Origin of the sequence: Streptomyces sp. Z26 (assembly GCF_003665095.1) — a bacterium.
Taxonomy (GTDB): domain Bacteria; phylum Actinomycetota; class Actinomycetes; order Streptomycetales; family Streptomycetaceae; genus Streptomyces; species Streptomyces phytohabitans.
Window position 1 is genome coordinate 2,850,001 of record NZ_RCHV01000002.1, and the last position, 20,848, is coordinate 2,870,848.

The 20,848-nt window shown below is 75.8% G+C and carries 14 protein-coding genes and 1 pseudogene (1 of these 15 cut by a window edge); 8 read left to right on the forward strand and 7 right to left on the reverse strand.

Annotated features, from left to right (window positions below; translation table 11 throughout):
* Positions 1 to 326 carry the 5' portion of a MarR family transcriptional regulator gene (locus tag D7M15_RS12620; protein WP_121517605.1) on the reverse strand. Its footprint begins 211 nt before the window's first position, so 326 of the gene's 537 nt are visible here — the first part of the coding sequence; its start codon is at positions 324 to 326; the stop codon falls past the left edge of the window.
* A gap of 156 nt (positions 327 to 482) precedes the next feature.
* Here D7M15_RS12620 and D7M15_RS12625 point away from each other — a divergent pair, with 156 nt between their 5' ends.
* Positions 483 to 1,799, forward strand: coding sequence for an MFS transporter (locus tag D7M15_RS12625; RefSeq protein WP_121517606.1), 1,317 nt, complete (start codon positions 483 to 485; stop codon positions 1,797 to 1,799).
* A 98-nt stretch (positions 1,800 to 1,897) separates the two neighbouring features.
* On the opposite strand, the gene D7M15_RS12630 is transcribed toward D7M15_RS12625, so the two are convergent.
* Both D7M15_RS12630 and D7M15_RS12635 read right to left on the reverse strand, forming a co-directional pair.
* The gene (locus D7M15_RS12630; RefSeq protein ID WP_206337358.1) at positions 1,898 to 3,751 is read right to left on the reverse strand and encodes an ATP-binding SpoIIE family protein phosphatase; all 1,854 of its coding nucleotides are present in this window, start codon (positions 3,749 to 3,751) and stop codon (positions 1,898 to 1,900) included.
* A gap of 261 nt (positions 3,752 to 4,012) precedes the next feature.
* A complete protein-coding gene (locus tag D7M15_RS12635) occupies positions 4,013 to 5,329 on the reverse strand; it encodes an NAD(P)/FAD-dependent oxidoreductase (protein ID WP_240649631.1) in 1,317 nt (438 codons plus the stop codon).
* Positions 5,330 to 5,717: 388 nt separating this feature from the next.
* Here D7M15_RS12635 and D7M15_RS12640 point away from each other — a divergent pair, with 388 nt between their 5' ends.
* Together D7M15_RS12640 and D7M15_RS12645 are read left to right on the forward strand one after the other, a co-directional pair.
* Entirely contained in the window at positions 5,718 to 6,650 is a 933-nt protein-coding gene (locus D7M15_RS12640) for a helix-turn-helix domain-containing protein (RefSeq protein ID WP_121517608.1), read from the forward strand.
* Between the two features lie 159 nt (positions 6,651 to 6,809).
* Positions 6,810 to 8,903, forward strand: a complete 2,094-nt coding sequence (locus D7M15_RS12645) for a sigma-70 family RNA polymerase sigma factor (protein ID WP_240649284.1) — start codon at positions 6,810 to 6,812, stop codon at positions 8,901 to 8,903.
* Here D7M15_RS12645 and D7M15_RS12650 read toward each other — a convergent pair.
* Complete coding sequence (locus tag D7M15_RS12650) at positions 8,890 to 9,762, reverse strand: methyltransferase domain-containing protein (protein WP_121517609.1); 873 nt, start codon at positions 9,760 to 9,762, stop codon at positions 8,890 to 8,892. The genes D7M15_RS12645 and D7M15_RS12650 overlap by 14 nt on opposite strands.
* A gap of 170 nt (positions 9,763 to 9,932) precedes the next feature.
* Here D7M15_RS12650 and D7M15_RS12655 point away from each other — a divergent pair, with 170 nt between their 5' ends.
* Positions 9,933 to 10,529, forward strand: coding sequence for a GNAT family N-acetyltransferase (locus D7M15_RS12655; RefSeq protein WP_121517610.1), 597 nt, complete (start codon positions 9,933 to 9,935; stop codon positions 10,527 to 10,529).
* Between the two features lie 291 nt (positions 10,530 to 10,820).
* Here D7M15_RS12655 and D7M15_RS12660 read toward each other — a convergent pair.
* Positions 10,821 to 13,201 (reverse strand): annotated as a pseudogene (locus D7M15_RS12660) (asparagine synthase-related protein).
* A gap of 674 nt (positions 13,202 to 13,875) precedes the next feature.
* On the opposite strand from D7M15_RS12660, the gene D7M15_RS12665 reads away from it, so the two are divergent.
* The 4 genes from D7M15_RS12665 (at position 13,876) to D7M15_RS12680 (ending at position 19,186) form a co-directional block, all read left to right on the forward strand.
* Positions 13,876 to 15,351, forward strand: a complete 1,476-nt coding sequence (locus tag D7M15_RS12665) for an MFS transporter (RefSeq protein WP_121520686.1) — start codon at positions 13,876 to 13,878, stop codon at positions 15,349 to 15,351.
* Between the two features lie 115 nt (positions 15,352 to 15,466).
* A complete protein-coding gene (gene lhgO / locus D7M15_RS12670) occupies positions 15,467 to 16,738 on the forward strand; it encodes an L-2-hydroxyglutarate oxidase (RefSeq protein ID WP_240649285.1) in 1,272 nt (423 codons plus the stop codon).
* Positions 16,739 to 16,757: 19 nt separating this feature from the next.
* A complete protein-coding gene (gene trmB / locus D7M15_RS12675; RefSeq protein WP_206337359.1) occupies positions 16,758 to 17,594 on the forward strand; it encodes a tRNA (guanosine(46)-N7)-methyltransferase TrmB in 837 nt (278 codons plus the stop codon).
* 86 nt (positions 17,595 to 17,680) lie between these two features.
* On the forward strand, positions 17,681 to 19,186 hold the full coding sequence (locus D7M15_RS12680; RefSeq protein ID WP_346428799.1) for a PrsW family intramembrane metalloprotease: 1,506 nt from the start codon (positions 17,681 to 17,683) through the stop codon (positions 19,184 to 19,186).
* 37 nt (positions 19,187 to 19,223) lie between these two features.
* Here the strand turns inward: D7M15_RS12680 and D7M15_RS12685 are convergent, their stop codons facing one another.
* Positions 19,224 to 20,168 carry a zinc-binding dehydrogenase gene (locus tag D7M15_RS12685; protein WP_121520692.1) on the reverse strand — a complete coding sequence of 315 codons (945 nt, stop codon included), beginning with the start codon at positions 20,166 to 20,168 and terminating at the stop codon, positions 19,224 to 19,226.
* A gap of 112 nt (positions 20,169 to 20,280) precedes the next feature.
* A complete protein-coding gene (locus D7M15_RS12690) occupies positions 20,281 to 20,829 on the reverse strand; it encodes a flavoprotein (RefSeq protein ID WP_121517612.1) in 549 nt (182 codons plus the stop codon).
* Positions 20,830 to 20,848 lie beyond the last annotated feature (19 nt).

Sequence of the window (20,848 nt, forward strand, 5' to 3'; positions counted from 1 at the left end):
TCGGGGTCACGCTCCCGGGTGACCAGCCCCTCCGCGAGCATCCGGTCGATGCGGTGCGTCATGGCCGCCGGGGTGAGGCCGAGGCGGCGGGCGAGGGTGCCCGGCCAGAGCTGGTACGGCTCGCCCGCCATGACGAGTTCGCGCAGCACCTCCCACTCCGAGCTGTTCAGTTCGAGCGTGGCGAGCTGGCGCCGGTACGCGACGGCCAGGCGGCGGTCGAGGCGGCTGATCGCGTTGACGACCTTCTCCACCTGGGGGTCCAGGTCGCGGAACTCGCGCTGGTAGATCGCGATCTGCTCGTCGATGGACGGGGGGAGGTCCGGCATGGCCGGAGTATGCCACGGAACCGATTAGCCTCTAAGGCTTGCCGTATGTACTCTTTAGCTTCGAACTTTAGGTTCGAACTCTCGTGACGACCTCAGGGTCCCCGGGGCGGCCGACGCGACCGCCCCGGGGCCCCTCGACGACCTGGGAAGGTGAGTGTGACCACCGCGATGGGCGCGACCCTGCGCCGGATTCAGCTCGGGAACGCACTGGCGGCGTTCGGCAGCGGCTTCACCGTTCCGTACCTCTTCCTCTACGTGGCGGAGGTACGGCATCTGGGCGCGGGCACGGCGGGTGTCGTGCTCGCCGTGTTCGCCGCCGCCGCGTTGTTCGTACTGCCGCTCGTCGGCCGCGTCATCGACCGACGCGGGCCGATGCCCGTCGCGATGGGCGGCGTGGTCGCGGCGTCCGGCGGCGCCCTGGGGCTGGGGCTGGCGAGCAGCGGGCCGTCCGTACTGGCGAGTGCCGCGCTGATGGGCGCGGGCGTGGCCGTGCTCCAGCCGGCGCTGGCCACGATGATCGTGTGGTGCTCGACGACGGCGACGCGGTCGCGCGCGTTCGCCACGCAGTTCTTCCTCAACAACCTGGGGATGGGCGTCGGCGGGCTGCTCGGCGGTCAGATCGTGGACGAGCACCGGCCGGGCACGTTCACGACGCTGTTCTGCGTCGAGGCCGTGATGTTCCTCGTGCTGGCGGCGGTGCTGCTGACCGTGCGGTTGCCGGAGGCCGTGAGCATGGACGCGTCCGTGCCCGGTGACGACGGTGCCGCGGGGGGCGGCTGGCGGCAGTTGGTCGCGCACCGGGCGATGCTGCTGCTGTGCGTCATGGGGTTCGTGCTGTTCTTCACCTGCTACGGGCAGTTCGAGTCCGGGCTGCCCGCGTACGGCGTCGAGGTCACCGGGATCTCCACGGCCACGCTGGGTGTCGCGCTGTTCGCCAACACCGCGGTGATCGCGCTCGCGCAGTTCGTGGTGCTGCGGCTGGTCGAGGGCAGGCGGCGCAGCCGGGTCGTGGCGCTCGTCGGGCTGGTCTGGACGGTGGCGTGGCTGGCGGCCGGGTTCTCCGGGCTGGTGCCGCACGTGCAGGGGGTGGCGACGGCGCTGCTGATCTCCACGTACATGCTGTTCGGGCTCGGTGAGTCGATGCTGTCGCCGACGGTCGCGCCGCTCGTCGCGGACCTGGCGCCGCGTCGGATGGTCGGGCAGTACAACTCGGCGTTCGCCCTGGTGAAGCAGTTGGGTGTGGCGGTCGGTCCGGCCGTGGGCGGTCTGTTGGCGGCGCACGGCGCGTACACCGTGTACATCGGGCTGCTGGTCCTCTGCTCGCTCGGCGTCACCGTGCTCGCGCTGCGGCTGGGGCGCCACCTCACGCTGGAGCAGGACGACCCGTCGCGCGCGGTGCGTACGGACGTACGCGCCGGGGCGCCCACGGGCGCGGGCGCGGTGGAGCCGCGCGTCGCCGCGTCCGTCGGCTGACGGAGGGTCCGGACCGGGCACCGGGGAAGGGCGGTCGCGTCACACGACGTGGCCGCCCTTCCCGTACGTCCACGGCCCGTACGTCCACGGCGCGCGCCTCACTCCTCCGGCAGCGCGAACTCGCACCACACCGCCTTGCCCCCGCCGGGCGTACGGCGCGTGCCCCACGTCGAGGCGATCGTGGCGACGATGGAGATGCCGCGCCCCGCCTCGTCCGCCGGCTCCGCGCGGCGGCGGCGCGGCAAGTGGTCGTCGCCGTCGGTGACCTCGACGGTCAGCCGCCGGTCCGTACGGCGCAGCCGCAGGCGCATGGGCGGGGTGCCGTGCTGGAGGGAGTTGGCGACCAGTTCGCTGGCCGCGAGGACACCGAGGTCGTGCAGCTCGGTCGGGAACCGCCACGACGCGAGGACACCGGACGCGAACGCCCGCGCGCGCGGCGCCGCCTCGGTGCCGCCGAGCAGGTCCAGCGAGGCGCCGCGGAACAGCTCCGCCTCGTGCCCCGTACGGGCCGGGTGCTGGAGGACGAGGACGGCCACGTCGTCGTCGTGCTCGGCGGTGATGCGCATCGCGCGGAGCATCCGGTCGCAGATGACCTGCGGGCTGCCGGACGCGCCCGCGAACGCCCGTTCCAGCGCGGCGATCCCGTCGTCGATGTCGGCGTCGCGGCGCTCGACGAGCCCGTCGGTGTAGAGGACGGCGGTGGCGCCCTCCTCCAGCGGGACGGAGCCGGAGCTGTGCATCCAGCCGCCGGTGCCCAGGGGTGGGCCGGTGGGCTCGGCGGTGGCGTGGACGGTGCCGTCGGCGTCCCGTACGAGGATCGGGAGGTGGCCCGCGGAGGCGTAGTTGAGGCGTCCCTCGTGCGGGTCGTGGACGGCGTAGACGCAGGTCGCGATCTGGCTGGCGTCGATCTCGGCGGCGAGCCCGTCGAGGAGTTGGAGCACCTCGTGCGGCGGGAGGTCGAGGCGGGCGTACGCGCGGACCGCTGTACGCAGCTGGCCCATGACGGCGGCGGCGCGCACGCCGCGGCCCATGACGTCGCCGATGACCAGGGCCGTACGCCCGGCGCCGAGGGTGATCACGTCGTACCAGTCGCCGCCGACGGCCGCGTCGGTGCCGCCCGGTTGGTACGTGGCGGCGACGCGCAGCTCGTCGGGCTGCTCCAACTCCTGCGGGAGCAGGCTGCGTTGCAGGGTGACGGCGGCCTCGCGCTGGCGGCGTTCGCTGGACCGCAGCCGCTCGGCGGACTCCACCTGGTCGGTGACGTCCGCGGCGAAGATGAGGACGCCCGCGGCCTCGCTGGTGGTGATGGGGGTGCAGGTGAACGTGTAGTACCCGGTGCGGTCGCGGCCCTGCACGCGGCGGGACTTGACGGTGCGCGGGCGGCCGCTGCGCAGCACCTGGTCCATGAGGGGCAGCAGGCCCAGCTCCTCCAGCTCGGGGAGCGCGGTGCGGGCCGGGCCGCCGGGGGTGCGGGGGCCGAACACCTGGGCGTACGCGTCGTTGACGTACGCGATGCGGTGGTCGGCGCCGTACACGACGGCGGCGAGGGCGGGCACCTCACCGAGGAGGTCGTGGACGGAGAGGGCGTCGAGGCTGCGGGCGACGCCCTCGGGCGCGCGGTCCGTGCCCTCCGGCGGGGGCGGCGCGTCCGCCGCCGGACCGGGCGCGCGGGTGCCGTCGTCGGTGCCGCGGGCGGCGGGGACGGTGCCGGTGAGTCCACCGGCGTCGGCGTCGGCGGGCTCCGGGTCGGGGTCGGACGCGGGGCCGGGGGCGGCCGGCTGCCGCGTCTTCTCCGGCTTCACCGACTTCGCCGTCCTGGCTCCCCGCACCAGCTTGGCCGATCTCGTCGGCTTCGCCGCCTTCGCCGCCTTCGCCGCCTTGGTCGCCGCCTGGTCGGCGGCGCCGCGCCGCTGTGTGCCGGGCAGCCGGGGGCTCCAGCGCGTGAAGTTCACGTCGTCCGATTCCTCGCGTTCGTCCTGTGCGTCGCGTCGTGCGCGGGCGCCGCGATGTCCGCGTCGCCCGCTCCGGTCCTGTCCGGGGGGCCGGTCCCGTGCGGGGGCCGGTCCCGTACGGACCACCGGCCCGTGCGGGGGTGCCTGCGTCGCCGTTCGCGGCTATCACTCTTCGCAGGTACGGCCCCACCCATGGTCACATGCCCAGTGTGGCCCACGGCACTGACACCCGTCAGACGCCGCCGTACCGCCGGGAGTTCGTCAGCTCGCCTCGGGGTGCCTGCCGGTGCCCGCGGCCAGCTCGAACTCGGCACGCGGATGCTCCAGCGACCCCAGCGAGACGATCTCCCGCTTGAAGAGACCCGCCAACGTCCACTCGGCCAGCACCCGCGCCTTGCGGTTGAACGTGGGCACGCGGCTCAGGTGGTACGCCCGGTGCATGAACCAGGCCGGATAGCCCTTGAGTTTACGCCCGTACACGTGCGCCACGCCCTTGTGCAGCCCGAGTGAGGCGACGGAACCGGCGTACGAGTGGCGGTAGTCGGCCGGTTCGCCGCCCTTGAGCACGGCCGCGATGTTGTCCGCGAGGCGGCGCGCCTGCCGTACGGCGTGCTGGGCGTTGGGCGCACAGTACGCGTCCGGGTCGCCCTTCGCGCGCGCGGCCACGTCCGGGACGGCCGCGCAGTCGCCCGCGGACCAGGCGTGCTCGGTGCCCTCGACGCGCAGCCGCGCCGTACAGCGCAGCCTGCCGCGCTCGTTGAGCGGGAGACCGGTCGCGGCGAGGATCGGGTGCGGCTTGACGCCAGCGGTCCACACGAGGGTGCGGGTGGGGTGCCGGGAGCCGTCACTGAGGACGGCGACGCGGCCCTCGCAGGAGTCGAGGCGGGTGTCGAGGCGTACGTCGATGTTCCGGCCGCGCAGCTCGCGCAGGGCGTACGCCCCCATCTCCGCGCCGACTTCGGGGAGGATGCGGTCGCTCGCCTCGACGAGCAGGAAGCGTACGTCGTCGGGCTGGAGGTTGTGGTAGTAGCGGCAGGCGTACCGGGCCATGTCCTCCAGCTCGGCGAGTGCCTCGACGCCCGCGTAGCCGCCGCCGACGAAGACGAAGGTGAGGGCGGCGTCGCGGACCTCGGGGTTGCGGGTGGAGGACGCGATGTCGAGCTGTTCGAGGACGTGGTTGCGCAGCCCGATGGCCTCCTCGACGGTCTTGAAGCCGATGCCGTGCTCCGCGAGACCGGGGACGGGGAGGGTGCGCGAGACGGAGCCCGGGGCGAGGACCAGCTCGTCGTAGCGCAGCTCGACGGGGTCCGCGCCCTCCTCGGCGGCGGCCAGCGTCTCGATGCCGGCGACCCGTCGGGCGTGGTCGACGGTTCTCACCTCTCCGGTGACCACCTTGCAGGCGGACAGCGTGCGCCGCAGCGGCACGACGACGTGACGTGGGGAGATCGAGCCCGCGGCGGCCTCGGGCAGGAACGGCTGATACGTCATGTACGGGTCGGGATTGACCACGACGATCTCTGTCTCGCCACGGGCGAGCTGCTGCTTGAGCGAACGCTGGAGGCTGAGCGCGGTATACATGCCCACGTAGCCGCCGCCGGCCACCAGAATGCGTACGGGTTCCTTCGTCACCTGTCCATGACGCACCCGACGCCCGGTGTTTGTCCACAGGTCCGGCGAATTGCGTGCCGAGCGGAGCCACATGGTCCGTTTCGCCCCGGTTCCCGGACGGGACGGAGTTCACGCAGGTCAGGCGAGGTGGCCGGAGGGGGTGTACGGGCCCCGCGGAGCCCCTGTGCGGACGTACGCCAAACGGGGTCGGGGACGCGCGGAAGTGGCCCCCTTCTCTCTTCAGGCGGGCTCAACTATGTTCGTAACCTGACGGGGGCGTCTTGCGACTGACCGCGCCACCGATCGTAAACGGGCGGGGGTCTCCGGGGGGAGACGGATCATTACCGGGGGAACGACTATGCACATTCAGGGGATTCAGGACTCTTCACGTTCGACGCCGCTGCGCGTCGACGCGCAGCGCAATCTCGAACATGTTCTACGCGCGGCACGCGAGGTCTTCGGCGAGCTGGGATACGGCGCGCCGATGGAGGACGTGGCGCGCCGGGCGCGGGTCGGGGTCGGCACGGTCTACCGCAGGTTCCCGAGCAAGGACGTGCTCGTCCGCCGCATCGCGGAGGAGGAGACGGCCCGGCTGACCGAGCAGGCGCAGGCCGCGCTCGGCCACGAACAGCAGCCCTGGGCGGCGCTGTCCAGGTTCCTGCGCACGTCCGTCGCCTCGGGCGCCGGGCGGCTGCTGCCGCCGCGGATACTGCGCACGGACGGGCCCGGCGACGAGCCGGGGACGGGTGTGGGCGCGGGCAAGGGCACCGGGGTCGGCGGGGCGGTGGCGGCGGAGACCGCCGTGGCCTCGGGAGCGGGCGGTGAGGCCGGGAGGTTCGCCACCGGGACCCGGGTGCCGATACAGCGTCAGAGCTGGGCGGATGGGGAATCCACGCTGCGGCTCGTGGACGGGCGCGCGGACGGCCGGATCGAGACGCTGGGGGACGGGCACATGCCCTCGCCCCCGGGCGAACGCGCCTCGTCCGACGGCGAGTTGCGCGCGGCCCCGCACGGGACCCCGGGTGCGAACGGACGGGGTGCCCTGACGGCGGACGGCTTCGAGCTGGCGGACGACGACTCCGGCGCGGCCGAACTGCTCGACGTGGTCGGGCAGTTGGTCGAGCGGGCGCGTTCGGCGGGTGAGCTGCGCACCGATGTGACGGTCGGGGACGTGCTGTTGGTGATAGCGACGGCCGCGCCGATGCTGCCCGACGCCAACCAGCAGGCGGCGGCGTCGAATCGGCTGCTCGACATCCTGCTGGAGGGCCTGCGTTCGCGCCCGATGGTGTGACGCCGACGGCCGGGGCACACGTACGGGTGACCCCGGCGGGGAACGGGGGGCGATTCACCCTGGACGGTTGGATGCTGTGCGTGCCGGCCTCCGGGTGTGCCCCCTGTGGCACGCTTGCCCGGAGTTCGGCGGCGACAGCAGCTTCGGGGGGTGCCGGTAGTGGGCGTTGAGGGGCGTGGGGACCAGCGCACGGACGGCGACGGGGCCGGGGACGGGACGACTCCGCCGCGCTCCGCCACCGTGCCCGGTCAGGGCGGCCCCAGCGACCCGGCGGGACACGCCGGGGCGGCGGACCCCGCCGTCCCGGAGGAGTCCGGGGACGCGGCGGGTACGGACGCGGCTGACGCGGGGACGGGCGACGCGGGGACGGACGCGGATACGGCTGGCGCGGATACGGACACGGCTGACGCGGGCGCGGAGCGGACCGAGGACGAACCGGCCGCCGAGGGCGACGGGTCGGCACCGTCCGTACCGCAGCAGCGCGCGGGCGGGCGTGCCCTCGGTGACGCCGGGCCCGACGCGGCCCTCCTCGCGCGGATGCGCGGCGGTGACACGGACGCCTACGACGAGCTGTACCGCCGTCACGCGGACGCCGTCCGCCGCTACGCCCGCACCTGCTGCCGCGACTCGCACACCGCCGAGGACCTGACGAACGAGGTCTTCGCCCGCACCCTCCAGGCCGTACGGGGCGGTTCCGGGCCGGAGACGGCCGTGCGGGCGTACCTGCTGACCTCCGTGCGCCGCGTCGCCGCCGCCTGGACCACGACCGCCAAGCGGGAGCAACTGGTCGAGGACTTCGCGGTGTTCGCGGAGTCGGCGGCCCGGGGCTCGGCCGCCTCGGACGTGGACACGCAGGATCTGGGCGCGGACGTACGGGCGATGCGCGAGGCGGACCGTTCGTTGGCGGTGGAGGCGTTCCGCAGCCTGCCCGAGAAGTACCAGACGGTGCTGTGGCACACGACGGTCGAGGACGAGTCGCCCAAGGACGTCGCCCCGCTGCTCGGCCTCTCGGACAACGCCACGGCCGTGCTCGCGCACCGGGCGCGCGAGAAGCTCAAACAGGCGTACCTCCAGGCGCACGTGAGCCACAGCCTCACCGCGGGCGGCGACTGCGCGCGCTACGCCGACCGGCTCGGCGCGTACGCGCGCGGCGGCCTCCGGATGCGGGCCGAGCGCGGGCTGCGCAAGCACCTGGAGGAGTGCGCGAAGTGCCGTACGGCGGCGCTGGAGGTCAAAGACCTCAACAGCCAGATCCGCGTGCTCGTGCCGGTCGCGTTCATCGGTTGGTTCGGAGTGGCGGGCGGCGGCAAGGCGTTCGGGATGCTGTTCGCCGGTGGCGGCGGCGCGGCCGCGGCGGCCGGAGCGGGTGCCGCCGCGGCGAGCGGCGGCGCCGGAGCGGGCGGCGGCGCGGCGGGTGGCGCGGCCGCGGAGGGGCTGGGCACGCCCGCAAAAGCCGGTATCGCGGCGGGTGTGGTGACGGCCGCGGCGGTGGCCGCCGCGCTGGCGCTGGCGGGCAACGACGCGGAGCCGGAGAAGCCGGAGGCCAAGCCGCCGGCCGCCTCGGCCCAGCCGCCCGAGAGGCCCGCGCCCGGGGCGCCGCAGCCGGGCAACCCGCCCGCGCAGCCGCCGCCTCCGGCGGACCCGGCGCCCGAGCCGGAGCCGGAGCCGAAGCCCGAGAAGGAGCCCGCGCCGGAACCGGAACCCGAACCGGAGCCGACGCCCGAACCGGAGCCGAGCGATCCGCCCGCGCCCGAGCCGACACCGTCGCCCACTCCCACGCCGACCCCGACGCCGACGCCCACTCCGGAGCCGCCCGCGGACTACCAGCTCAACCGGCTGGAGTACGACGTCTTCGACCGCGACGGCACGGACGAGCCGACCGTACGGATCGGGCAGAGTAGTTGGATCTGGCAGCGCGAGGAGCTGCGGATCGGGGACCGTACGTACGGGCACGGCATCAGCGTGCACGCGCCGTCGTCGGTGACGATCGACCTCAACCGCGCCTGCACCTCGTACGACGCGCTCGCCGGGATCGACTCGCTGACGCTGGGGAATCGTTCAGTCCGGTTCTCGGTGCTGGGTGACGGCAGGCAGCTGTGGCAGTCCCCCGTGGTCCGCCGGAACCAGCCGCCGGTCCCCGTCCACGTGCCGCTGAACGGCGTGGAGACGCTGCGGCTCGTCGTCCAGCCGCGTGGCCTGCTGAGCATGTCGGCCCTCGCGGACTGGGCGCAGTCCGAGATCACCTGCCGCTGACGCCACCGGAAGGGTCGGGCTGACCGGGGCGGCACGGGCCGCCGGAACGGTCCGGGCCGCCGGGGCGGCGCGCCTCGATCAGGAAGCGCTGCGCGTACGCGACGAAGGGGCCGAAGCGCTCGATGAAGCGGTGCAGTGCCGCCAGCCGTTCCGCGTACGCCTCGACAGTGAAGTCCGGCACCGTCCAGACGACCTTCCGGAGGAAGTGCACGACGGCGGCGATGTCGTGGAACTCCATGCGGAGCGCCTCCTGCCGTACGTCCAGCACCTCCAGGCCCGCCGCCTCCGCCGCCTCCACGGCGGACGTCGCGCTCGCGCCGGAGGTGGTGACCGGCGGGTCGGCGGGCGTGGCGGCGGGGGGCGGCGTGGTGGGCGGCGCGGGACACGGGCCGCGCAGGTAGGCGGCGAGTTCGCGTACGGTGCCCGCGCCCACGTGCTGGGCGAGGTACGTGCCGCCGGGGCGCAGCACGCGGTGCACCTCGTCCCAGCGGATCAGTACGGGGTGCCTGCTGACGACCAGGTCGAACGTGTCGGCGGGGAAGGGGAGTTCGGCCGCCTCGGCGGCCTCGACGACGGTGGCGCCGAGCGGGGCGAGGTGGCGCCGGGCGACGGGGACGTTCGGCGGCCAGGACTCCGTCGCGGCCAGCAGCGGCGGCGCGACCGGGACGGTGGCCAACACCTCGCCGCCGCCCGTCTGGACGTCGAGCGCGGAACCGGCCCGCGCCATGCGCGCGGCGAGCAGCTTCGCGTACCCCCAGGAGGGGCGTTCCTCGGTGGCGCGGCCCTCGAACCAGGAGAAGTCCCAGCCGGTGGTCGGTACGGCCGCGCCCTCGGCGACCAGTTCCTCGAACGTCGGCATGGCGCCGAGGATGGCACCCGCCCGCAGCCGCGCGCACCCGCTTATCGGCACGGGCCGGGGCGGTACGGGTCGAGGCGGGCCGGTACGGGTCGGGGCGGGGTGTGTCGGTACGGACGCGGCGCCACGGGGCGCCCTGTCGGCGCGGCGCCGTACGACCGCATGATGCTGCCATGTCGTTCTCGCTCCCCCCGGCGATCCCGCCCGGCAGCCTCGCCGCGTCCCCGCAGCCGACCCTCACCAGCCGGGACGGCACGCTGCGGCTGCGGCCCTGGGAGCCCGCGGACGCGGAGGTGCTGCACGGCGCGTTCCGGGACCCGGCGATCCGGCGCTGGCACGTGCGGCACGTCGCGTCGCTGCCGGAGGCGCGGGAGTGGATCACCGCGTACGGGGTGAGCTGGCGGGAGGAGCGGGCGGCGCAGTACGCCGTCGCGCGCGCGGACGACGGCGCGGTCGTCGGCCGGGTGGCGCTGCGGGGGATGGACCTGCGGGACGGCGTGGCGGAGTGCGGCTACTGGGTGCTGCCCGCCGCGCGCGGCACCGGCGTCGCTCCGCGCGCGCTGGGGGCGCTCACGCGGTGGGCGCTGGGCACCGCCGGTTTCCACCGCCTCGAACTCGCCCACTCGGTCGCCAACACGGCGTCCTGTCGCGTCGCCGCCAAGTCCGGCTTCCCGTACGAGGGGACGCGGCGCGGTGCGCACGTGCACGCGGACGGGCGGCACGACATGCACCTGCACGCGCGCGTGGTGGGCGATCCGCCGCCCGCCTGACGGCACCTCACCGGCGGGGTACGGCCGTACGGCGGCGGGGTACGGCGGCACCGCCCCGTCGCGCGCTCCGCGCACCGGGGCGCACGCGACCCGGCCCGTACCGGCCCCCGTGCTCCCGTGCTCCCGTGTCCTCGCGCGCCGTCCGGCGGAGAACGCCGTCCGCGCGCGCGGTGGCGTCGAGATCCGCGGAGGGGACGGCCCGAATGCCCGGAGGGACGCCGAAAACCGACGCGGAGGGACGCCGGAAACCGGACGGGCACCGGACCACGGGCCGCGCGGAACCGCCGCGCGTCAGAGCGCCGGGCGCTGCTGCGCGGGCGTCACGCCACCCGCCGCCGCACGCTGCCGCGGCGCGTCGGCCCCCGTCCAGCAGGTGCCCCGCCGGGCGAGCAGACGGCGCAACCAGACCTCGGTGGACACCAGGTCCGCGAGGCCGTCCAGGGGCAGCGGTTCGCCGTCCGCCGCCGCGCGCAGCGCCTTCCGTACGACGCGGGCCTCGATCAGTCCGGCGTCGGCGAGGAGGGGCGCCTCGAAGAGGTCCAGCAGCGGTTCCACGGCGACGCGCAGCCCGGCGCGCGCGGACGCCGTCTGCGAGGCGTGCGAGGGCGCGCCCCAGCCCTGCGGCAGGTCGTGCACGCCCGCGCCCGCGAGGACGGCGCGCAGCACCGACGCGCGGTGCCCGGGTTTCACGCGGGCCGCCTCGGGAAGCGCGCGGCAGGCCCGTACGACCTGGTTGTCGTAGAACGGGGCGTGCAGCCGCTGGTTGCGGATCTCCGCGGCCTGTTCGAGCACCCGCTGGTCGGCCGCCTGGCGGGCGAGGGCGGCACGCGCGCGCCGTTCGCCGGGCCGGGTGGCGTCCACGGGCCGGGCCACGGCGGCGGCCTCCAGCCGGAGCGAGACCTCCGCCAGCGCCTCCCCGGTCATCCAGCGTGCCGCCGGTCCGGGGCGGCACCAGGTGAGCGCGGCGAGCGACGCCTCCAGCGCGGTGGGCCCGTCCCCGCCGCCGGTGCCGTCGTACGGGTCTCCGAACGCCTCCGTGAAGCGCCGTTCGCGCAGCCGTGCCGCCGTCTCCTCGACGCCCTCGCGGTACGACGTGCGGGCGAGCCGCCGCGCCGCGCGGTAGACGGTGAGCGGGGCGAGCAGGGAGGTGGTGGCGGAGTAGCCGCGTTCGGCGCCCTCCGCGCGCGCCAACGCGCCCGTGGGGCGCAGCAGATGGCGCCGCTGCCGGTCGAGCAGGAGGTCCGCGAGGCGCGCCGGGTGCGCGTCGAGCACCTGCCGGGCGCCGAGTCCGACGAGGTGGTCGGCGCTGCCCGCGGAGAGGCGCAGCCGGTGCCGTTCGGCGGCGACGAGGGAGGGTCCGGGTTCGTCGGTGAGCGGGCCGCTCTCCAGGTCGGCGTACGGGAGGGCCTCGTCGGCGCCGGTGACGACGACGTGGTGGAGGCGTGGGTTCTCGGCGAGGGCGCGGGCGCGTTCCAGCTCGGCGGCGTAGCCGCCCGCCGCCGCGCCGTCAGCCGGTGCGGTGCCCGAAGTGGCCGCGGCGGTCAGGTCGTTGAAGGTGACGGCGAGGAGCCGTACACCCGCCTCGGTGTCGCCGGTGCCCATCACGGTGCCCGGCATGCCGGGCAGGCCCGCGGCGAGGAGGGCGAGCGTCGCGGAGGCGGGGCCGCCGGACAGGTCGGCGCCGATGCCGGGGGCGGGTCCGGGCCGCCCCCGCGCGCCGCGCGTCTCTCGGCCGGGCCCATGCCGGGCACCGGGCCGGGGTCGAGCCGGTCGAAGTCCGCCTCGTACGCGTGCCGGGGCGCGGACAGCCGGGCCCGTACGGCCTCCACGAGGGCGTCCCGTACGCCCGCGACGGCGGTGTCCGAGTCGACGGGGGCGGGGGCGGACAGCACGAGGGACGCGGCCTGCTCGTACCCGGCGATCTCGCGGTTGCCGCCGTCGCGCAGGATGAGCGCGTGCCCCGGGGGTACGCGGCGCACGCCCTGGTAGGGCGTGCCGTCGCCGAGCGCCTCGGGTGCGTCGGGGCAGGCGAGCAGGGCTGCCAGGTGGGAGATGTCGAGCTGGGCCTCGACGAGGTCCGCGAGGGGGAGCGCGGCGGTGGCGTAGGCGTTGCCACCGGCCCAGGGGGTGTGGAAGACGGGCCGCACCCCGGCGAGGTCGGCGGGTACGACGACGCGCCGGCCGACGCTGGCGACCGCCGTGTAGCTGCCGGGCCAGGCGGTCAGGTGCCGGAACGCGCCGCCGCGCGTGGCGAAGAGGCCGAGGCGCAACTCCTCGTCGGAGGCGCCGCAGTGGCCGAGGACCGCCAGCTTGGTGTCCGCGTCGGCCCGCACGACGCGTACCTCGTCCGGGCGCCAGTCCCCGACGGCCCACAGCGGGTCGGGGCCGTCCCAGAGGAGCTGCGCGCCGACGGGCCGTACGGACTCGCCGGGTCCGTGGGCGCGGCCGGTGCCGCCGTACCCCGCGCCGCCGTTCGGTCCGCCGCCGTGCCCGCCGTACGCACCGCCGCCGTCGCCGGCGTACGCGTGCCCGTTGCCGTGCCCGTTCCCGGCGTACGCGTGCCCGTCGTCGCCCGCGCCGTCACCGTACGCGCCCGCGCCGTACGCGCCTCGGCCGTACGAACTCCCGGGCGCTCCCGCGGCGCTGATGCTCCATCCCACCAGCCATCGCATCGCCGCACGCCTCCGCCCGTCACGTCCGTTGGGACTCGGCAGGGGACCGCAGGACCCCGAAGACTCGTCGGGTCCAGGGGCTCGCGAAGCCCGAAAGGTGCCGTTGCCAGCCGCCGTTGCGACCATGCTGCCACGAATAGGGCATGCCGGAGGCGCTCGGAGGGCGCGCGACTTTGTGAAGTGCGCCGCGTGTGCGCACCCGTTGGGGGCGTGCCCGCCGCCGTACCGGGCCGGGTGCGGAATATGCCGGGTGAGTCAACCGGTGTCATTCGGCCAAATGTCGGCCCGGGGAACGAAGGCGTCCCCCGGGCCGAACCGCCGCCCGCGGGGAGCGTGAACGGCGGTGTCCCCCAGCCCACTGGTCCAGTTCAGTGGGCCGACCCACGCGACTCACATGGAAGCGCTTCCCTCCGACCCGGCACAGAGCGCACGGCCGGGCGCATGGCCACACGCCGGGAGCACATGCCGTGGGCCGCCACCGCGGGGCCCGGAGCACGGACACAGATCTCGCCATCCGGGACGGCGCCTCTTAACGGTCGGGATGCGGCGAACTACGCTGGGTCGCGAAACTTTTCCCGTCCAAGGCGAACGGGGAAGCCCCTGGCCGGAGTTCGCGGTCGGGGGTGCCGCCGCGCGCGCCGCGGGGCGGCCGTCGGTGTGTGTCAGGGGTGCGCATGTCCAGGGAGCCACGCGGGCCGAATGAGAAGCTCGGCACCGTTCTCGCCCTCGCAGGAATCAGCAACGCCGGACTCGCCCGCAGGGTCAACGACCTGGGTGCGCAGCGGGGTCTGACGCTCCGGTACGACAAGACGTCCGTGGCCCGGTGGGTCTCGAAGGGCATGGTGCCGCAGGGCGCCGCGCCCCATCTGATCGCCGCCGCCATAGGCAGCAAGCTGGGCCGTCCCGTACCGCTGCACGAGATCGGGCTCGCGGACGCCGATCCCGCGCCGGAGGTGGGTCTCGCGTTCCCGCGCGACGTCGCGGCGGCGGTGAAGTCGGCCACCGACCTCTACCGGCTCGACCTCGGCGGCCGTCGCGGCGGCGGGATATGGCAGACGCTGGCCGGCTCGTTCGCCGTCAGCGCGTACGCCACGCCCACCTCCCGCTGGCTGATCACACCCGCCGACAGCTCCGTCGCGCGGGACCCGGACGCGGCCCGCGCCGCCGCCGCGGCGGCCGCCGCGAGCGCCACCGGGAACGGCGAGGACGGCCGCGCCGCCGGACCCGCGCTGATCCGGGTGGGCCACACGGACGTCTCCAAGCTGCGCGAGGCGGCGGACGAGGCGCGGCGCTGGGACTCCAAGTACGGCGGCGGGGACTGGCGTTCGTCCATGGTGCCCGAGTGCCTGCGGGTCGACGCGGCGCCGCTGCTGCTGGGGTCGTACACGGACGAGGTGGGCCGCGCCCTCTTCGGCGCCGCCTCCGAACTCACCCGGCTCGCCGGGTGGATGGCCTTCGACACCGGCCAACAGGAGGCCGCGCAGCGGTACTACATACAGGCGCTGCGGCTCGCGCGCGCGGCGGCGGACGTGCCCCTCGGCGGGTACGTGCTGGCGTCGATGTCGCTCCAGGCGACGTACCGCGGCTTCGCCGACGAGGGCGTCGACCTGGCGCAGGCCGCCCTCGAACGCAACCGCGGCCTGGCCACCGCCCGCACCATGAGCTTCTTCCGGCTGGTGGAGGCCCGCGCGCAGGCCAAGGCGGGCGACGCGCACGCGAGCGGCGCGGCGCTGTCCTCGGCCGAGGGCTGGCTGGAACGGGCGCGCGAGGGCGACCCGGACCCCTCCTGGCTGGACTTCTACTCCTACGACCGGCTCGCCGCCGACGCCGCCGAGTGCTATCGCGACCTCAACGCGCCCCGCCAGGTACGGCGGTTCACGGAGAAGGCGCTGTCCCGGCCGACGGAGGAGTTCGTGCGCTCGCACGGGCTGCGGCTCGTGGTGTCGGCCGTCGCGGAGCTGGAGTCGGGGAACCTGGACGCGGCCTGCGCGGCGGGCACGCGCGCGGTCGAGGTCGCCGGGCGGATCTCCTCGGCCCGCACCACGGAGTACGTACGGGACCTGCTGCACCGCCTGGAGCCGTACGGCGACGAGCCGCGCGTGGTGGAGCTGCGGGAGCGGGCGCGCCCGCTCCTGGTGGCACCGGCGTGACACGGGGCGTGCCGTACGGGCCGTACGCGGTGGGCACGTCGTACGCGCCCCGCCCGGTGCGCGCGCTCCGGCGGCCGTGACGCCGTTGTCGGTGCGGGAGTCCATGATGGAGGGCGTGACCACGGAGGAGAACACGGCGGCGGGCCGTCGGGCGCGCCCCGTCCCGTACGACTGCGACGTGCTGGTGGTCGGCGGCGGCATCGTCGGCCTGTCGACGGCGTACGCGCTGACGCGTGCCGCGCCCGGCACCCGCGTCACCGTGCTGGAGAAGGAGCCCGGCACGGCCCGGCACCAGACGGGGCGGAACAGCGGCGTGATCCACAGCGGGATCTACTACCGCCCGGGTTCGCTGAAGGCGCGCTTCGCGGTGGAGGGCGCGGCGGAGATGGTCGCGTTCTGCGCCGAGCACGGCGTCCCGCACGAGCTGACGGGCAAGCTGATCGTCGCCACCGAGCGGGCGGAGCTGCCGCGTCTGCACGCGCTCGCGCAGCGCGGCCGGGAGCACGGCATCCCGGTGCGGGAGCTGGGCCCGGCGCAGATCGGCGCGTACGAGCCGCACGTGCGCGGGCTCGCCGCCCTGCACGTCGGCACCACCGGCGTCTGCGACTTCGGCGCCGTCGCGGACACCCTGTCCCGGCTGGCGCGGGACGCGGGCGCCGTCGTCCGCTGCGGCGCGGAGGTCACCGCGATCGACCGGCGGCCGGGGCGCGGCGTGGCCGTGCGGACCGCCGACGGCACGGTGCTGCGCGCCCGCGCGCTGGTCAACTGCGCGGGCCTGCACTGCGATCGGATCGCGCGGCTGGCGGGCGACGACCCGGGGATGCGGATCGTCCCGTTCCGTGGGGAGTACCACGAGCTGGCGCCGGACCGCGCGTTCCTCGTGCGCGGGCTGGTCTACCCGGTGCCGGACCCGGCGTTCCCGTTCCTCGGCGTGCACCTCACGCGCGGCGTCGACGGCACCGTGCACCTCGGTCCGAACGCGGTCCCGGCGCTCGCCCGCGAGGGGTACGGCTGGGGCACCGTGCGGCCACGGGAGCTGGCGGGCACCGTCGGGTACGCGGGGAGCCTGCGCATGGCGCGGCGCCACTGGCGGTACGGGGCGGGCGAGCTGCGGCGGTCGCTGTCGCGGCGCGCGTTCACGGCGGCCGTGCGGCGGCTGCTGCCGGAGGTGGAGCCGGGCGACCTGCGGCCCGCGGCGGCGGGCGTACGGGCGCAGGCGGTGCTGCCGGACGGCTCGCTGGCGGACGACTTCCTGCTCCGTGAGGCGCCGCACACCGTGCACGTGCTGAACGCGCCGTCCCCGGCGGCGACGGCGTCCCTGCCGATCGGGCGGGAGATCGCGGGCCGGGTGCTGGCGATGGTGGGCGGGAGCGCGCCGCGGCACTGACCGTAGAATCGGCCGCACTGTGTCCGAGAACGAAACCACCAGCACCGAGCAGCCCGTACGGGCGCACGAGCCCGCCGCCGTACGCGATTCCGCCGCCGCGCGCGCGTCCGCCGGGGAGCCCGCGGACGCCGGGGAGCCCGCGGACGCCGGGGAGCCCGCGGGCGGCCCGCACGCCGAGCGCCACATCCGCAGCTTCACACCCCGCCGCGGCCGGATCACCGACGCCCAGCGCAAGGCGTTGGAGCGGCTGTGGCCGCGGTGGGGGGTGGCGGTCGACGAGGGGACGCGGCTGGACCTGCCCGCCCTCTTCGACACCCTCGCGCCGGACGCCCCGACCGTGCTGGAGATCGGCTTCGGCATGGGCGAGGCGACGCTGCGGATGGCGGCCGACGACCCCGGTACGGGCATCCTCGCCGTGGACGTGCACACGCCCGGCCTGGGCAACGTGCTGCGGCTCATGGAGGTGCGGGGCCTCGACAACATCCGCGTCGCGGAGGGCGACGCGATCATCCTGCTGCGCCACATGCTCGCCCCCGCGTCCCTCGCCGGGCTGCGCCTCTACTTCCCGGACCCGTGGCCGAAGCAGCGGCACCACAAGCGCCGCATCGTGCAGCCGGAGTTCCTCGACCTGGCCGCCGTACCGCTCGCGCCGGGCGCGGTGGTGCACTTCGCGACGGACTGGGAGCCGTACGCGGCGCACATGCTGCGCACGTTGGAGGCGCATCCCGCGTACGAGAACACGCAGCCGGACGGCGGTTACGCGCCGCGCCCCGACGCCCGTCCCCTGACCCGGTTCGAGGGCAAGGGGCTGGACAAGGAGCACCGCGTGCACGACCTGCTGTTCCGCCGCCGCTGACCGAGGGCGCCGGTCCACGGCCGGGAACGGCCGCCCCGCGCGGACGGCGAGTGCCCGTACCCCGTGGGGCCGTTACTGTCGACAGAGTGCACCAGGGATTCCAGCGGGGCGACGCGTACCCGACGGGCGCCGCGCGCGCGGTTCCCTCCTACGAGGAGGACCCGCGGTTCCCGGCGATGCCCGCCTCCCCGGCCGACTGGCGCTACCGTCCGCCGCCCGCCCCCTCCTGGTGGCACCGGCACAGCGGCACGCTCCGCCCGCTGGCGGTCGTCGGGCTGCTGACGCTGTGCGGCCTGATGATCCTCGCCCTCGTCCGCGAACAGACGGGCACGCAGGGGCTGTTCGTCGGGCTGGCGCTGGCGCTGCTGCCGGTGCCGCTGCTGCTCGGCGCGTTCCGCTGGGTCGACGGGGTGGAGCCGGCGCCGTGGCGGAACCTGGCGTTCGCGTTCGCCTGGGGTGCCTGCGCGGCCACCCTCGTCGCGCTGCTCGCCAACAGTCTGACCACCGCCTGGTTGGCCACCTCCATGAACGGCGACGGTTCCCGCGCCGACACCGTGGGCTCCACCGTCGTCGCACCGGTCGTGGAGGAGGTCGCCAAGGCGGGCGCGATCCTGCTGCTCTACCTCTTCCGGCGGCGCGACTTCACCGGCGTCGTCTCCGGCCTCGTCGTCGCGGGCGTCACGGCGACCGGGTTCGCCTTCACCGAGAACGTCCTCTACCTCGGCAGCGCCTACGGCCAGGACACCGCCTTCGGCGGCCCGTCCGCGCTCGCCGAGTCGGCGACGGCCACGACGTTCTTCGTACGGGTGGTGCTGTCGCCGTTCGCCCACCCGCTGTTCACGGCGCTGACGGGCCTCGCGTTCGGCGTCGCGGCGGGCCTGCCGCCGCAGCGGCGCACCGCACGCGTGCTGCTGCCGCTCGGCGGGCTGCTGGCGGCGACGGTGCTGCACTCCGTGTGGAACGGCGCGGCATCGGGCGCGGGCGCGACCTTCATGAGCGTGTACGCGCTGTGCATGCTGCCCGCCTGCGCGGCCCTGGCCTGGCTGGCCGTCCGGTCGCGGCAGCACACGGTGCGCACCCTGCGCCGCACGCTGCCCGCGTACGCCGCCGCCGGGTGGCTGTCCGTACCGGAGGCGTGGGCGCTCGCGTCGATGCGCGCGCGGGGGCTCGCGCGCGAGTACGCACGGCGTACGCACGGGGCGGAGGGCGCTCGTACGGTGCTGGAGTACCAGCACTTCGCCACCTCCCTCGCGCTGCTGCGCGCCCGCGCCGAACGGGGCGCGGGCGCGCCGGACTTCGTCGCGCGCGAGCAGGAGCTGCTGCACCACCTGTGGACGCGCCGCGCGCTGGCGACACCGCCGACGGAACACGCGGCCCTCGTCCTGGCGGGCCCGGCGTACCCGGCCCCCGCGTGGGGCCCGGTGCCGGGGCCGTACGGGCCGCCGCCCCCGGGAGGGGCACCGTACGCGGGGCCGCCGTACGCGGGGCCGCCGTACGGCAGCGCGCCGTACGGAGGGGCGCCGTACGCGCGCGGGGCGAGCATGCCGTACGGGCCGCCGGGGAGCGGGACCGGGCCACCGCCGTACGGCTGAGCGGGGCGGGGCGGCGGCCGTGCGTACCGGGGGCGCGTCAGGAGAAGTCGAGCACCAGGCGGCCCCGCAGACCACCCGCCTCCAGCATCCGGTGCGCCCGCGCGGCCTCCTCGGCGGGCAGCACCTCCGCCACGCGCAGGCTCAGCACGCCGTCCCCGGCCTGGCGGCTCAGCCGGGCCAGTGCCGCCGTGTCCGCCATGCGGTCCGCGACGATCACCGGCCGGACCGCGATGCCGCGTTCGGCCGGACCGGCCCAGCCGCGCAGCTCGACCAGGGTGCCGCCGTCCGCGAGCGCGGGCAGCACCTCGGCGGTCTGCACGGAACCGTCCACGAGGCCCGCGACACCGCCGGGCGCCAGGCTCCGGATGCGGTCCGCCACCCCCGCGCCGCGCTCCACGACATGGTCCGCGCCGAAGCCCCGTACCAGCGCGGCGTCCCGCGCGGCCGCGTCCGCGATGACGGTCAGCCCGTCGGCGCGGGCCAGTTCGACCGCGTACGCGCCGACCGCGCCCGCCGCGCCGGTCACCGCGACGGTGCCGCCGGGCGGCACGGCCATGGAGTCCAGGGCGTAGCGCGCGGTCAGGGCGTTCATCAGCAGGGTCGACGCCGCGTGCGCGCCGACGCCCTCCGGCGCCGGGACCACGGAGGCGGCGGGCACCACCACCCGGTCCGCGTACGCGCCGCCGTGCGGCCCGGTGAACAGCACCATCGCGACCACCCGCTGGCCGACCGCCAACCGACCGTCCGCCCCCGGGCCGAGCTGGTCGACCACCCCGGCGGCGTCCATGCCGGGGACGAACGGCGGGCGGCGGCCGGGCATGCGGACGGCGTGGCCACCCGTGCGCAGCAGCACGTCGGTGGGGCTGACGGCCGCCGCGTGCACGCGGACACGGACCTCGCCGGGGCCCGCCTGCGGCTCGGGCAGGTCCAGCACCCGCAACGCCTCGGGGCCGCCGTACTCGTGGACACCTATCGCTCTCATGCCGACCCGCAACCCGCCCCGCCGGAACGGTATTCCGCCTCCGCGCGCGCGGAGGGCGAAAACGGACGCGGGACGGCGCCCGTGGGACGACGCCCGTGGGGCGCGTCCCGGCTCAGCCCGGCCGCACCGCCTCCTCGGCGGCCGCCAGCGCCAGATGCCACGGGTACTCCTCGGCCGGGCCACCGCCCGGCGCGTGCGGCTCGTAGCTGCCCGCGCCGTACAGCACCCGTACGCCCGCCTCCCGCAACGTGGCGATGCTGCGGCCGAACTGCGGGTGCGTCGCGTACGCGCTGTTGACGCACGGCATCACCACCAGCGGGAGCCGCCGTCCGATCGCCTCCACCGCGTGCCCGGACAGCCAGTCGGGGGTCAGGCCGAGCGCGACCTTGTCCACGGTGTGCAGCGTCGCGGGCGCGACGACCGACACCGACGGCTCCGGCCACGGCGACACCTCGCCCGGCCGCCGCTTCACCCGGCGTACGGGACGCCCGGTCGTCTCCTCCAGCGCCGCGACACCGTCGTCCCCCAGCCACTCCGCCGCCGTCGGCGTCAGCCCGACGCACACCGTCCAGCCCGCGGCCCGCGCCGCGCGGACGGGGCGGTCGAGGAGCAGGACCGGCGGGGCGGCGCAGCCGAGGAGGTACAGGACCCGATTCGTCATACGGCGAGTCCACCACAGC

Bases quoted from the DNA above. Each gene is read 5' to 3' on its own strand.
- D7M15_RS12635 (WP_240649631.1), bottom strand. From the start codon at position 5,329: ATGTATACCGCGCTCAGCCTCCAGCGTTCGCTCAAGCAGCAGCTCGCC.
- D7M15_RS12640 (WP_121517608.1), top strand. From the start codon at position 5,718: ATGCACATTCAGGGGATTCAGGACTCTTCACGTTCGACGCCGCTGCGC.
- D7M15_RS12650 (WP_121517609.1), bottom strand. From the start codon at position 9,762: ATGCCGACGTTCGAGGAACTGGTCGCCGAGGGCGCGGCCGTACCGACC.
- D7M15_RS12655 (WP_121517610.1), top strand. From the start codon at position 9,933: ATGTCGTTCTCGCTCCCCCCGGCGATCCCGCCCGGCAGCCTCGCCGCG.
- D7M15_RS12665 (WP_121520686.1), top strand. From the start codon at position 13,876: ATGTCCAGGGAGCCACGCGGGCCGAATGAGAAGCTCGGCACCGTTCTC.
- D7M15_RS12685 (WP_121520692.1), bottom strand. From the start codon at position 20,168: ATGAGAGCGATAGGTGTCCACGAGTACGGCGGCCCCGAGGCGTTGCGG.
- D7M15_RS12690 (WP_121517612.1), bottom strand. From the start codon at position 20,829: ATGACGAATCGGGTCCTGTACCTCCTCGGCTGCGCCGCCCCGCCGGTC.